The organism is Kitasatospora sp. NPDC090308, from assembly GCF_044769485.1.
Lineage (GTDB): Bacteria > Actinomycetota > Actinomycetes > Streptomycetales > Streptomycetaceae > Kitasatospora > Kitasatospora fiedleri.
In genome coordinates this window covers 99,982-113,005 of record NZ_JBIVXY010000015.1, presented here as the reverse complement: position 1 = coordinate 113,005, position 13,024 = coordinate 99,982, and the positions used below count along the sequence as shown (strand labels likewise).

The following is a 13,024-nucleotide window of genomic DNA, read 5'->3' as shown; positions in this document are numbered from 1 at the left end:
CGGGCTCAGCCCGCCGTCGGGGCGACCGGCGGGGCGACCTGGTCGGCGTCCAGGGTCCGGACGGCGGTGGGCCTGGCGTCGGCGCCGCTGCCGACCAGCTTGACCTGGAACATCGGCTGGAGCAGCGCGTGGTCCTCGGCCCGGACGGTCAGCCTGCCCTTGACGCCGTCGAAGCTCCAGCCCTCCAGGGCCTTGACCAGCGCGTCGGTGTCGGCGTCGGAGCCCTGGGCGGCCTCCAGCGCGTGCACCACCATCTGGGCGGCGGTGAAGCCGTCGGGGGTGAACAGGTCGGGCTTGGAGCCGGCCTTGGTGACCGCGTCGGTCATCGCCTTCTCGGCCTCGGTGCCGGCGGCGCCGCCGAAGTAGTGGTTCAGGAAGTCGATCTTCTCGGCGGCCGGGCCGAACAGCGGGTACGAGGCGGCCACGTCGAGGCCGGTGACGACCTTGGTCGCGGAGAACACGTCCTGCTGGTTGAGCGAGGTCCACAGCGCGGACGCGGTGTCGCCGGCCCAGGCGACGTACAGCAGGTCGGGCCTGGCGTCCTTGGCCTGGGTGGCGAACGGGGTCAGGTCGGTGGCGGACGGCGGGGCCAGCACGGCGTCCACAACGGCCCCCCCGGCGCCCAGGACGTCCTTGACGGCGGCCACGTTGGCCTGGCCGAAGGCGTTGTCCTGGGCCAGCACGGTGACCTTCTTCCCCTTGGCGTCGCCGATGAACGAGGCGGCGGCCCGGGTGTCCTGGTACGACTGCCGGCCGGAGCGGAAGGTGTACTTGTTCAGGCCGGTGACCTTGTCGGCGGCGGCCGGGCCGGAGATGAACAGCACCTTGTTCTGCGCGGCGATCGGGCCGACCTGGAGCGCCACGCCGGAGGCGGTGGAGCCCGCCAGGATCTTGTAGTTCTTGCCGATCAGGTCCTTGGCGGCGGAGACCGCCTTCGCCGGGTCGCCCGCGTCGTCCTGCTCGGCGACCTCCACCGGGTGGCCGTCCACGGCGCCGGTGCCCTTGGTGGCGTACGCCAGGCCCGCCTTGAAGCCCTCCAGGTACTGCTTGCCGTAGGCGGCCAGCGGGCCGGTCTTCGAGTACACCAGGCCGACCTTGACCGGGCTCCTGTCGCCCCCGCCGCTCCCGGCCCCGGTCGAGGTGCCCGCGGTGCCGGCCTTCGCGCAGCCCGCGGCGAGCAGCACGCAGGCGGCCAGTGCGGCGAGCTTCCGGACGGGGCGTCTGTGGGTGGCGTCCGTGACTGGCATGGTGGGGGGCTCCTGACGTACCGGTGCTGGTGGGATGCCGGAACCGTAGGGGCGCGCCCGGTGGGACGACATGTGACGGACCCACACATCGGCCGCCCGCACTGCGTGGCCCGCCGCCATGTCGCGGCGGCGGGCGGCCGGAGGTGTGCGGCGGGCACATGGCGGGCGCCCGCGCCGTGGCGCCGTCCGCCATGGAAAGCCCCGGGGCCTGCGGGGAGGGTGGTGCGCCAGTCGGTCCCTCCCCTGCACTCCCCTGCACCCCCTGCCCTCTCCTGCCCTCTCCTGGTAAAGGCGGCCCCCCTTGGACAAGGTCCTGGACTCCCCGGCCCGCGCGGTCGGGGACATTCCCGACGGCGCCCTGCTCGCGGTCGGCGGCTTCGGCCTGTGCGGCATCCCGTCCACCCTGATCGGCGCCCTGGTCGACGCCGGCACCACCGGCCTGCGGGTCGTCTCCAACAACTGCGGGGTGGACGACTGGGGCCTGGGCCTGCTGCTGCGGGCCGGCCGGATCGCCCGGATGACCTCCTCCTACGTCGGCGAGAACAAGGAGTTCGCCCGCCGGTACCTGAACGGCGAGCTGGAGGTCGAGCTCACCCCGCAGGGCACCCTGGCCGAGCGCCTGCGGGCCGGCGGCGCGGGCATCCCCGCCTTCTACACCCCGGCCGGGGCCGGCACCCAGGTCGAGGAGGGCGGCCTGCCCTGGCGCTACGCCCCCGGCGGCGGCGCGGTCGCGCTGGCCTCCCCGCCCAAGGAGGTCCGCGAGTTCGGCGGCCGCCGCCACCTGCTGGAGGAGGCGATCCACGCCGACTTCGCGCTGGTGCGCGCCGAGGTCGCCGACCGGCACGGCAACTGCGTCTTCCACGCCGCCGCCCGCAACTTCAACCCGCTGTGCGCCACCGCCGGCCGGGTCACCGTGGTCGAGGCCGACCGGATCGTCGAGCCCGGCGAGATCCCGCCGGACGCCGTCCACCTGCCCGGCGTGTACGTCGACCGGATCGTCGCTGCCGACCCCGCCGACCGCCGCGTCGAGCGGCGCACCGTCCGCCGCCCCGCCGCCCCGGAGGAGTCCCGATGACCACCGCCGCCCCCTCGGACCCGCGCGCGGCGCTCGCCGCCCGGGCCGCCCGCGAACTGCGCGACGGCCAGTACGTCAACCTCGGCATCGGTCTGCCCACGCTGATCCCGGACCACCTGCCGCCGGGCGTGCACGTCGTCCTGCACTCCGAGAACGGCATCCTCGGCACCGGCCCCTACCCGGCGGACGCCGACGTCCACCCCGACCTGATCAACGCCGGCAAGGAGACGGTCACCGTCAACCCCGGTGCGGCGTACTTCGATTCGGCGTTCTCCTTCGGCATGGTGCGCGCCGGGCGGATCGACGTCTCGGTGCTCGGCGCGATGCAGGTCTCCGCGCGCGGCGACCTCGCCAACTGGATGATCCCCGGCCGGATGGTCAAGGGCATGGGCGGCGCGATGGACCTGGTGCACGGGGCCCGCCGGCTGATCGTGGTGACGGAGCACACCGCGAAGGACGGCACCCCCAAGATCGTGGACGAGCTCTCCCTGCCCGCCACCGGCCGCGCCGTCGTCCACCGGATCGTCACCGACCTGGCCACCCTCGACGTCACCCCCGAGGGCCTGCGGCTGGTCGAACTCGCGGACGGCGTCACCCTCGACCGGCTGCGCGCCGCCACCGAACCGCCGGTCCTCGCCTGAGGCGAGCGGGGCCGGGGCCCGGGGAGGCGCTCCCCGGGCCCCGCTCCCGCTCGTGCCGCTACTGGTTCAGGTTCGGGATCTGCCAGTCGACCGGCTTCTGGCCGAAGCCCTCCAGTGCCTCGTTGATCTGCGAGAACGGCTTGCTGCCGAGGAACAGCTTCGCGGACAGCGGCGACGGGTGCGCGCCCTGGACGACCACGTGGCGGCTGGTGTCGATCAGCGGGAGCTTCTTCTTCGCGTAGCCGCCCCAGAGCACGAACACGCAGGGCTCCTCGCGGGCGCTGACCGCCTTGATCACCGCGTCGGTGAACTTCTCCCAGCCCTTGTTCTTGTGCGAGTTGGCCTCGTGCGCCCGCACGGTGAGCACCGCGTTGAGCAGCAGCACGCCCTGCTCGGCCCACGGCATCAGGTACCCGTTGTCGGGCACCGCCAGGCCGAGGTCGGTGTGCAGCTCCTTGTAGATGTTGCGCAGCGACGGCGGGGTCCGGACGCCCGGCAGCACGGAGAAGCTCATGCCGTGCGCCTGGCCGTTGTCGTGGTAGGGGTCCTGACCGAGGATCAGCACCCGGACGTCCTGGTACGCGGTCGCGGCGAGCGCCGAGAACTCCTGCCCGGCGGGCGGGAACACCTCGTGCTCGGCGCGCTCGGCGGCCAGGAACTCGGTCAGCTGCGCGTAGTAGGGCTTGCCGGTCTCCTCGGCGAGCACCCCCCGCCAGGACTCGGGCAGTTCCGGCGCGCCGTTCGCGGACGTCTGGGCCAGCTCCGTCACGTTGTACCTCCCACCGGCCGCGCCGCACGGCGGCCGCTCTCACTCGTGCGTTCCGCGGGCCCGTCCCGGACCCGCCGCGGTGAACGCTACACAGTCGCGCCGACAGCCCGCTGCGCCCGCCGCGGCCCGGGGGCCGGGGGTGTTCTCGCGGACGTCGGCGGACGTCGGCGGGCGCGGACGCCCCTGTGGCCGGCCGACCGGGACGACTAGGCTGACCGGCGTTGGGGCAGCCTGTGGCGCCCGACCGGCCAGTGGTGTCCGGTCGGAGCGATCACGAAGATCGTTCGACCTGTGCAAGACCAAGGAGACACCCACGTGGCAGACCGCAAGCCCATCGAGACCTGGCTGACCGACATGGACGGAGTCCTCATCCACGAGGGCGTGCCGATCCCGGGGGCCGACGCCTTCCTCCAGCGGCTGCGTGAGTCCGGAAAGCCCTTCCTGGTGCTCACCAACAACTCGATCTACACCCAGCGCGACCTGCACGCCCGGCTCGCCCGGATGGGCCTGGACGTGCCCGCCGAGCACATCTGGACCTCCGCCCTGGCCACCGCCAAGTTCCTGGACGACCAGCGCCCGGGCGGCACCGCGTACGTGATCGGCGAGGCGGGCCTGACCACCGCGCTGCACGACATCGGCTACGTGCTGACCGACACCGCCCCGGACTTCGTCGTGCTGGGCGAGACCCGGACGTACTCCTTCGAGGCGATGACCAAGGCCGTCCGGCTGATCAACGACGGCGCCCGGTTCATCGCCACCAACCCGGACGAGACCGGCCCGTCCGCCGAGGGCGCGCTGCCCGCGACCGGCGCGGTGGCCGCGCTGATCACCAAGGCGACCGGCGTGGAGCCGTACTTCGTCGGCAAGCCGAACCCGCTGATGATGCGGGCCGGCCTGAACGCGATCGGCGCGCACTCGGAGCACAGCGCGATGATCGGCGACCGGATGGACACCGACATCGTCTCCGGCATGGAGGCGGGCATGTCGACCTTCCTGGTCCTCACCGGCCTGACCCAGGCGTCCGAGGTCGAGCGCTTCCCGTACCGGCCGACCGAGGTGGTCCAGTCGATCGCCGACCTGGTCGAGCTGATCTGACGCCCCCGCGCCCCGCTCGGACCGGGCCCCGGCGCACGGCCGGGGGCCCGGTCCGGGAACGGCGGGTGACCGGCCGGCCCCGGACCGTCGACCCCGGTGCGGGGCGTCTCAACACCGCCTTAAGCCGCCCGTAACTACCCTGACGTACCGTCAGTTACCGTACTGAGAACGGTTAGCGTCCCGGACACGCCCGCTCCGCCCGACGCAAGGGAGCCCCCGATGGCCTCCGTCCACCGCACCGCCCGCGCCGCCACCGCCCGCGCCGCCGTACTGCTGGCCGTCGCCGCCCTGCTGGCCGGGCCGGCCGTGCGGCTCGCCGGGTCCGGGGAGGGCGCCGCGGTGCTCAACGGCGTGCTGCTGTCGGTGGGCTCGGTGCTGCTGCTGACCGGCGCCGCGTTCGCCGTGCGGCACCGGTGCCGCCCCCCGTCCGAGCGCTGACCGGTTCCCCGGCGGGGCCGGCCGGACCGGGCGGCCTCCGCCGCCGCGGCGGGCCGGGGTGGTTGAGTTGAGGCCATGAGCAGCACGCCCTCCGCCCCGTTCCGCGTCGGCCTGATCGGCTACGGCCTGGCCGGTTCCGCCTTCCACGCCCCGCTGATCGCCAGCACCCCCGGACTCCGGCTGGACGCGGTGGTCACCGCCGACCCCGACCGCCGCGCCCGGCTGCACCGCGACCACCCGGACGCCCGCGCCCTCGACACCCCCGAGCAGCTGTTCGAGGACGCCGACCGGTTCGACCTGGTGGTGATCGCCTCCCCCAACCGCACCCACGTCCCGCTCGCCCGCACCGCCCTGCTCGCGGGCCTGGCCACCGTGGTCGACAAGCCGCTGGCCGCGACCAGCGACCAGGCCCGCGACCTGTGCGAGTTCGCCGAGAAGTCCGGCCTGCTGCTGTCGGTGTTCCAGAACCGCCGCTGGGACGGCGACTTCCTGACCGCGGCCCGCCTGATCGCGGAGGGGCGCCTCGGCCGGGTGCACCGCTTCGAGTCCCGCTTCGAGCGCTTCCGCCCCAAGCCCAAGGCGGGCTGGCGCGAGCTGGCCGACCCGGCCGAGGTCGGCGGCACCCTGTACGACCTGGGCAGCCACCTGGTCGACCAGGCGCTCACCCTGTTCGGTCCGGTCGAGACGGTGTACGCGGAGATCGACGTGCGCCGCGACGGCGCGGTGGTCGACGACGACGCCTTCCTGGCCCTCACCCACACCGGCGGCGTCCGCTCCCAGCTGTGGACCAGCGCCCTCGCCCCGCTCGCCGGGCCCCGGCTGCGCGTCCTCGGCGACAGCGCCGGCTACGTCAAGTTCGGCATGGACCCGCAGGAGGCCGCGCTGCGGGCCGGCCGCCGCCCGGGCGCGCCGGACGGGCCCTGGGGCGACGACGACCCGGCCGCGTACGGCCTGCTCGGCAGCGACGGCGACGCCGAGTCCGTCACCACCGACCCCGGCGACTACCCGGCGTACTACGCGGGCATCGCCGCCTCGCTCGCCGACCGCACCCCGCCGCCCGTCGACCCGCGCGACGCCGTCGCCACCCTCGCCGTCCTGGAGGCCGCCCGCGCCTCCGCCGCGACGGCCTCGGTGGTCCGCCTGCCCTGACCCCCGCGTCGACGGCGGGGGCGGGAACCACGGACCACCACCCCGCCGTTGACGTACCGTCGGACCCGAACCCGGGCCCCGGCCCCGGCCCCGACCCCAGGAGGTGCGCACCGTGACGGCCACGCCGCTGCTGCTCGCGCTGCTCCGGGTCCTCACCGGCGACCTGCCCACCGGTCCGGGCGCGCTGACCGCGGCCGCCGCGCTGCTCCTGCTCGCCGCCGTCGCCACCGGCACCGCCCTCGCCGCGGCCCGCGTCCCCGGCGCCCGCACCCCGGCCGCCGTCCACGCGGGCGCCCTGCGCCGCCGGGCCTACCGCACCGCCTACCTCGCCCCGCGCGACCCGGACGCCCCGGGCCGCCCCCGCCCCCGCGCCCCGGGACGGCCGCCCGCGGCCGCCTGAGGGGCCCGTTCCTCCTCCGCGCCTCCCCGAACTCCCGCACCCCACCGGGGCCGGGAGTGCACCCGGGGACGCGCGCGAACGACCACGCACCCTCCCCGACCCCCGCCGCGCGCGCCCGCGCGCCCGGCGCCGTCGGTCCCCTCCGCGCGCCCGCCCTCCGAGCACCGTCGCCAGTCCCGCCGACTCCCGGAGAGCCACCGTGTCCGTCCTGAGCGTCCTCGACCCCGCCGTCCACCTCGCCCACGCCGGCGTCGCGGCCCTCGCCACCGCCGTCCCCACCGCGGCCGCGATCGTCCTGTTCACCCTGGCGGTCCGCGCCGCCATGCACCCGCTGGCCCGTTCCGCGGCCCGCGCCGAACGGGCCCGCACCCGGATCGCGCCCCGGGTCGCCCGGCTGCGCGAACGACACGCCAAGGACCCCGCCCGGCTGAACCGCGAACTGCTCGCCCTGCACCGCGCCGAGGGCACCGGCCCGCTCGCGGGCCTGCTCCCGGCGCTGCTGCAGGCCCCGTTCTTCTCGGTGATGTACCGCCTGTTCACCACCGCCCCGGGCCACCTGCTGGACGCGACACTCGCGGGCGTCCCGCTCGGCACCCGCCCCACGACCGCCCACACCCCGGCCCAGTTCGCGCTGTTCGCCGCCCTGGAGGCGGCCCTGCTCGCCCTGGCCTGGTACAGCGCCCGCCGCGCCGCGCACTCCCCCACGACGGCCGGCCCGACCCGCTGGCTGGCCTTCGGCACCCCGCTGTTCGCCCTGCTGCTGCCCGCGGCGGGCGCGCTCTACCTGCTGACCAGCACCGCCTGGACGACGGCCGAGCGCCGGTACCTGCACCGCTGAGCGCGGCCGGGAACGCCGCGTCCCCGGGGCGGCGGGCGCTCCGGGGACGCGGCGTGGGCCGAGCGGGTGTCAGGCGTTCTGGTAGTAGCCGAAGATGTCGACGATCAGGTTGATGTCGCCGTCGCTCTCGTTGAAGAAGTCGATGACGCCCCCTCCCGACGCGACCTGCACCAGGTTCGGCACGGTGTCGCCCCGCTTCCAGTTCAGCGAGGAAGTGGTCGGCGGGTAGACCGGGGAGGTGTTGTTGTTCTTGTAGTTGTCCAGGGTGTTCGGGTCCGAGGCGACGGACAGGTGGCCGTTGTCCCGGGTGTCGGTGACGGTGGCGTTGAAGACGAACGCCGGGATGTCGCTGCGCGTGGTCATCGGCAGGTAGGCGTAGTAGCGGCCGTGCAGCGGCAGCGCGCCCTTCCACAGCGCGGGGTCGCGGGTGTCGAGCAGCCGCTCCGGGTCGACCGGCATGAACGCGCCCTTCTCGTTGGCGCCGTAGTAGCCGACCACGTCGACGATCACGTCCGTGCCGGCCCAGGCGCCGTTGAACACCCGGATCCTGCCGTCCGCGCCGACCGGCACGACCACCGAGTTGGCGACGGTCTGTCCGGCGGTGAAGTTGAGGTTCGACGCGGTGGGCACGGCCTGCCCGCTCGGGTAGACGATCAGGTGGCCGTCCTCGCGCGGGTTGGTGACGGTGACGTTCAGCGCGACGGCGGTGATGCCGCCGCCGGGCAGGCCCGGGGCCGCACCGGCGACCTGCACCGGGACGGAGTTGCGTCCGGCGATCTGGGCGCGCGGAGCACCGGTGCCGTCCCGGGTGTCGACCAGGCGGGTCGGGCCGACGGCCGCGTAGCCGGCGGCCGGGGACGGGGTGAAGTAGCCGGTGATGTCGGCGACCAGGTCGGTCGCGCCCCAGCCGCCGTTGTACAGGTCGACGTAGCCGTCGACGCCGATCGGCACCATCACCAGGTTCGGCACGCTCTGCCCGGTCCGGTAGTTGACGTTCGAGGTGTTCGGCCGCTGGCCGCCCTCCGGGTACGCCGTGACGTGGCCGTCGGCGGCCGGGTTGGTCACCGTCACGTTCAGCACCGCGGCGGTCGCGTCCGCCGGGATGCCGTTCGCGCCGCCGACCTTGAGCCTGACCGTCCCGTACGGGGCGATCCGGCCCTTGGCCGGGACACCGGTGCCGTCCCGGCTGTCGAGCAGCCGCTTCGGGCCGTACGCGGTGTACTGCGAGCCGAGCGTGGAGACCTTCACCGTGTTGCGGATGGTGTTGCCGGTCTTCTCGTAGTCGGTGACGGTGACGGTGTAGTCGCCGAGCTTCTGGTAGATGTGCTGCGCCGTGGTCTTCACCGGCTTGTTGCCGTAGAAGTTGAGGACGTCGGTGGTGCCGTCGCCCCACTGCAGGTAGATGTCCTGGGCGACCGGCAGGGTGGTCACGTCGATGTCCATCGTGATGCCGAACGCGCTGGTGCTCCTCGCGTCGAGCGCCATCGCGAAGCCGGGGTTGTTGCTCTGGTACCTGACCGCGCCGCGGTCGGCCAGCGGGCCGTGGCCGAAGTAGTCGGTGGCCGGGACGCCGGGCGCGGACGGGTTGGCGGTGCCGATCGCTGCGGAGCCGGTCTGCAGGGCGTAGGCGACGCCGCCCTCCCAGCCGGTGTTGACGTACTGCGGCGCGACCGTCTCGACGGTGTCGTGCGCGCCCTGGGCGGGCACGGCGGCCCGGAAGGCGGCGACGGTCGGGTACCCGGTGCCGGCCCAGCGGTAAGGTCCGGCGCCGGTGGACGTCTCGGCGTAGAAGTCGTTGTAGTCGGCGGTGGTCGCCGGGGCCGACTCGGCCGCGACCGCCACGGCGGGCTGGCCGGAGTCGCAGGCGGCCGCGGCGGCCGTCTCGACCATCAGGTTGTTCTGGACCGACACGGCGGTCGAGGCGCCGTCCACGGCGACGGCGGGCAGGCAGCCGCGCTGGACGGTGTTGTTGGTGACGTTCAGCCCCTGCACGCCGGTGGCGGAGATGCCGACGGACGGCTGGTAGTTCCAGGAATTGTCGAGGGCGACGGCGTTGACCAGGTTGCCGGCCAGGGTGACGTCCTTCGCCCCCTCGGCCACCGCGATCGCCGCGGTGCCGGGGGCCGTGCCGGACATCGTGGTGTACGTCCTGGCCACGGTGACCGCGCTGGACGCGCCGTCGACGGTCAAGGCGCCGGCGGCGCCCCCGTAGAGGTGGAGGGAGTCGAGGGTGACCCGTGCGGAGCCCTTGACGGCCACGCCCGGTCCGCCGCCGCCGAAGAAGGTGAGGCCGCTGACCGTCACGTCGCTGACCCCGTCCAGGGTCAGGCCGGGCTTTCCGACCGTGTAGTCCTGCGCCATGATCCGCGGGGCGTTGGTGCCGCCGGTGATGGTCAGGCCGGAGGTGCGGACGACCACGGTCTCCGTGTCGCTGGGCGGGAGCGCCCCCTCGTCCTTGCCGTCGACCCGGATCGCGTCGCCGGGCACGGCGGCGTCCACCGCCCGCTGTACGGTGCAGAACGGCGCGGCCTGGGTGCCCGTGCCCCGGTCCGTGGTGCAGCCGGCCCGGGTGAGGACGTAGACGGTCCGGCCGGTGGACGGCACGGCGGCGGCCCGGGCGCCCGCGGCGGCCGGCTTCGCGGTGGCGGTACCGGGTGACTCCTCCTGGAGCCGGAACGACTTGTCGGCCGGGCTGGTGAACGTCTTGGCGCCGGCCGGCTCCGGCTCCCACCCCCGGGGGGTGGCGGCCTGGCCGGCGTTCGGGGCCGGGTCGGCGGCGTGCGCCGCTCCCGGCAGGAAGGCGACCGAGGCAGCGAGAGCCGCGGCGGACGCGATGAGACGGCGGTGGAGCACCGACCCCCCAGGTCTGGAAAAGTCTGAAGATCGCCTGATGGCGGCGCCAGACTACCGACCCGTACGAGGCCGAACAACTCCCTTTCCGGAACGCTCAGGCGGTGGGCCAGGCCGCCAGGTAGGTGTCGATCTCGCCGGTCAGCCGGCGCTTCGCGGCCTGGTCGAGGAAGGACGCCTCGACAGCGTTGCGGGCGAGCGCCGCGACGCCGGACTCGTCCAGGCCGAGGAGCTTCGCGGCGACCGCGTACTCGGTGTTCAGGTCGGTGCCGAACATCGGCGGGTCGTCGCTGTTGATGGTGACCAGCAGGCCGGCGTCGACCATCTGCCGGACGGGGTGGTCCTCGATCCGCTCGACCACCCGGGTCGCCAGGTTGGAGGTCGGGCAGACCTCCAGCGGGATGCGGTGCTCGCCCAGGTAGTCGACCAGCGCCGGGTCCTTCACCGACTGGGTGCCGTGCCCGATCCGCTCCGCGCCGAGCAGCCGGATCGCGTCCCACACCGTCTCGGGGCCGGTCGACTCGCCCGCGTGCGGCACGCTGTGCAGGCCGGCCGCCCGGGCCCGGTCGAAGTACGGCTTGAACTGCGGGCGCGGCACGCCGATCTCGGGGCCGCCGAGCCCGAACGAGACCAGCCCGTCGGGGGCCAGGTCGAGGGCGAGGCGGGCGGTCTCCTCGGCGGAGGCCAGCCCGGCCTCGCCGGGGATGTCGAAGCACCAGCGCAGCACGATGCCGAGGTCCTTCTCGGCGGACCGCCGGGCGTCCTCGATCGCCTCCATGAAGGCGGTGTCGGGGATGCCGCGGTTGACCGACGAGTAGGGGGTGACGGTCAGTTCGGCGTACCGGATGTTCTGCCGGGCCATGTCCTGGGCGACGCCGTACGTCAGCGCCCGGACGTCCTCGGCGTCCCGGATCAGGTCGACGACGCTCAGGTACACCTCGATGAAGTGCGCGAAGTCGGTGAAGGTGAAGTACTCGGCGAGCGCCTGCGGGTCGGCCGGCACCCGGCTGCGTCCGGCGTGCCGGGCCGCCAGCTCGGCCACCACCCGCGGCGAGGCCGAGCCCACGTGGTGGACGTGCAGCTCCGCCTTCGGCATTCCGGCGATGAACGCCTCGATCCCCTGGACACCCTCGGCCACGGCACGCTCCCGTTCTGCTCTCACCCGGACCCGGACAGACCTCGCATGCTAACCCGCGGCGGCCCGCCGCACCGTCAGCCCCCCAGGGCGGTGCTGACGGTGTGGATGAGCAGGCCGGCCAGCGCACCGACCACGGTGCCGTTGATCCGGATGAACTGGAGGTCGCGGCCGACGTTGGCCTCGATCTTGCGGGAGGCGTCGGCGGCGTCCCAGCCGGCCACCGTCTCGGAGATCAACGAAGTGATCTGCTCCCGGTAGTTGGTGACCACGTAGTCGACGGCGTTCAGCAGCCAGCTGTCGGTCTTCGCCTGGAGCCGGCCGTCGGTGGCGAGCCGGCGGCCCAGCGTGCGCAGCGCCTCGGTGAGGCGGCGGCGCAGCTCGCTGTCCTCGTCCTCGGCGGCGTTCAGCACCAGGGCGCGGACGGCCGCCCACGAGGAGGCGATCAGGTCCTGCACCTCGGGGCGGGCCAGCAGGTCGGACTTGGCGCGTTCCACCCGCTCGATGGTGGCGGGGTCGTGCTGGAGCTCGCGCGCGAAGTCGGCGAGGAAGTTGTCGAGCGCGCCGCGCGCGGGGTGGACCGGGTCGTCGCGGACGTCGCCGACGAAGCGCAGCAGTTCCTTGTAGACCCGCTCCCCCACCTGCTGGTCGAGGAACTTCGGCGTCCAGCCCGGGGTCTTGGCGGTGACCCGGGCGACCACCTCGCCGTGGTGCGCGACCAGCCAGTCGTGGGCGCGCGCCACCACCAGGTCGACCACGCCCTTGTGGCCGTCGTCGGCGACGATCCGGCCGAGTAGCCGCCCGGCGGGTTCGGCGACCGAGGTGGCGGCGGCCCGCCGGGTGACCGCCTCGGCGACCACGGCCTGCACGTCCTCGTCGCGGAGCACTTCCAGCAGGCCGCGCAGCGCGGCGGCCGCCTCGTGGGTGACGCGCTCCGGGTTGCCGGGCGCGCGGAGCCACTCGCCGAGCAGCCGGGACACCCCGATCCGGCCGAGCCGGGCCCGGACCACCGGCCCGGAGAGGAAGTTGTCGCCGACGAAGTCGCCGAGCGAGCGCCCGAAGGCGTCCTTCTTGGTCGGGATGATCGCGGTGTGCGGGATCGGCAGCCCGAACGGCCGGCGGAACAGCGCGGTGACGGCGAACCAGTCGGCGAGCGCACCGACCATGCCCGCCTCGGCGGCGGCCGCGACGTACCCGGCCCAGGTGCCCGCGCCGGACGCCTTCGCCCAGGTGGCGAGGGCGAACACCAGCGTGGCCAGGGCGAGCAGCCCGGTCGCGACGGTCTTCATCTTCCGCACACCGCGCCGCTTCTCCTCGTCGGCGGCGGTGAAGCTGACTCCTGGGGCCGTCTGGTCCGTGCTCACCCCGCCAGCCTGGCACACCGCGC

At 74.4% G+C, this 13,024-nt stretch carries 12 protein-coding genes; 7 read left to right on the top strand and 5 right to left on the bottom strand.

The features are described from left to right. Positions 1–5: 5 nt before the first annotated feature. A complete protein-coding gene (locus tag ACIQVD_RS28035) occupies positions 6–1,247 on the bottom strand; it encodes a substrate-binding domain-containing protein (protein ID WP_402292065.1) in 1,242 nt (413 codons plus the stop codon). A 301-nt stretch (positions 1,248–1,548) separates the two neighbouring features. On the opposite strand from ACIQVD_RS28035, the gene ACIQVD_RS28030 reads away from it, so the two are divergent. Both ACIQVD_RS28030 and ACIQVD_RS28025 read left to right on the top strand, forming a co-directional pair. Then, positions 1,549–2,322, top strand: coding sequence for a CoA transferase subunit A (locus ACIQVD_RS28030; RefSeq protein ID WP_100838134.1), 774 nt, complete (start codon positions 1,549–1,551; stop codon positions 2,320–2,322). Further along, positions 2,319–2,963, top strand: a complete 645-nt coding sequence (locus ACIQVD_RS28025; protein WP_402292064.1) for a 3-oxoacid CoA-transferase subunit B — start codon at positions 2,319–2,321, stop codon at positions 2,961–2,963. The genes ACIQVD_RS28030 and ACIQVD_RS28025 overlap by 4 nt, the downstream gene beginning before the upstream one ends. Before the next feature lie 58 nt (positions 2,964–3,021). Here the strand turns inward: ACIQVD_RS28025 and ACIQVD_RS28020 are convergent, their stop codons facing one another. Continuing rightward, the gene (locus tag ACIQVD_RS28020) at positions 3,022–3,732 is read right to left on the bottom strand and encodes a uracil-DNA glycosylase (protein WP_400680119.1); all 711 of its coding nucleotides are present in this window, start codon (positions 3,730–3,732) and stop codon (positions 3,022–3,024) included. A gap of 315 nt (positions 3,733–4,047) precedes the next feature. Between ACIQVD_RS28020 and ACIQVD_RS28015 the strand changes: the two genes are divergently transcribed. The 5 genes from ACIQVD_RS28015 to yidC all read left to right on the top strand — a co-directional run bounded on the left by ACIQVD_RS28015 (position 4,048) and on the right by yidC (position 7,652). Continuing rightward, positions 4,048–4,827 carry an HAD-IIA family hydrolase gene (locus tag ACIQVD_RS28015; protein ID WP_400680121.1) on the top strand — a complete coding sequence of 260 codons (780 nt, stop codon included), beginning with the start codon at positions 4,048–4,050 and terminating at the stop codon, positions 4,825–4,827. A 219-nt stretch (positions 4,828–5,046) separates the two neighbouring features. Beyond that, complete coding sequence (locus ACIQVD_RS28010) at positions 5,047–5,265, top strand: hypothetical protein (RefSeq protein ID WP_400680122.1); 219 nt, start codon at positions 5,047–5,049, stop codon at positions 5,263–5,265. A 75-nt stretch (positions 5,266–5,340) separates the two neighbouring features. After that, positions 5,341–6,414 (top strand): Gfo/Idh/MocA family oxidoreductase, encoded by a 1,074-nt coding sequence (locus ACIQVD_RS28005; RefSeq protein WP_402292063.1) that lies wholly within the window; start codon positions 5,341–5,343, stop codon positions 6,412–6,414. 112 nt (positions 6,415–6,526) lie between these two features. Continuing rightward, positions 6,527–6,814 (top strand): DUF6412 domain-containing protein, encoded by a 288-nt coding sequence (locus tag ACIQVD_RS28000; RefSeq protein WP_402292061.1) that lies wholly within the window; start codon positions 6,527–6,529, stop codon positions 6,812–6,814. A gap of 199 nt (positions 6,815–7,013) precedes the next feature. Then, entirely contained in the window at positions 7,014–7,652 is a 639-nt protein-coding gene (yidC, locus tag ACIQVD_RS27995) for a membrane protein insertase YidC (RefSeq protein ID WP_402292059.1), read from the top strand. A gap of 69 nt (positions 7,653–7,721) precedes the next feature. On the opposite strand, the gene ACIQVD_RS27990 is transcribed toward yidC, so the two are convergent. The 3 genes from ACIQVD_RS27990 to ACIQVD_RS27980 form a co-directional block, all read right to left on the bottom strand. Next, positions 7,722–10,505, bottom strand: coding sequence for a right-handed parallel beta-helix repeat-containing protein (locus ACIQVD_RS27990; RefSeq protein ID WP_402292058.1), 2,784 nt, complete (start codon positions 10,503–10,505; stop codon positions 7,722–7,724). A 94-nt stretch (positions 10,506–10,599) separates the two neighbouring features. Beyond that, complete coding sequence (locus tag ACIQVD_RS27985) at positions 10,600–11,640, bottom strand: adenosine deaminase (RefSeq protein WP_400680134.1); 1,041 nt, start codon at positions 11,638–11,640, stop codon at positions 10,600–10,602. A gap of 74 nt (positions 11,641–11,714) precedes the next feature. Beyond that, complete coding sequence (locus ACIQVD_RS27980; protein ID WP_400680137.1) at positions 11,715–13,019, bottom strand: DUF445 domain-containing protein; 1,305 nt, start codon at positions 13,017–13,019, stop codon at positions 11,715–11,717. Between the last annotated feature and the right edge of the window lie 5 nt (positions 13,020–13,024).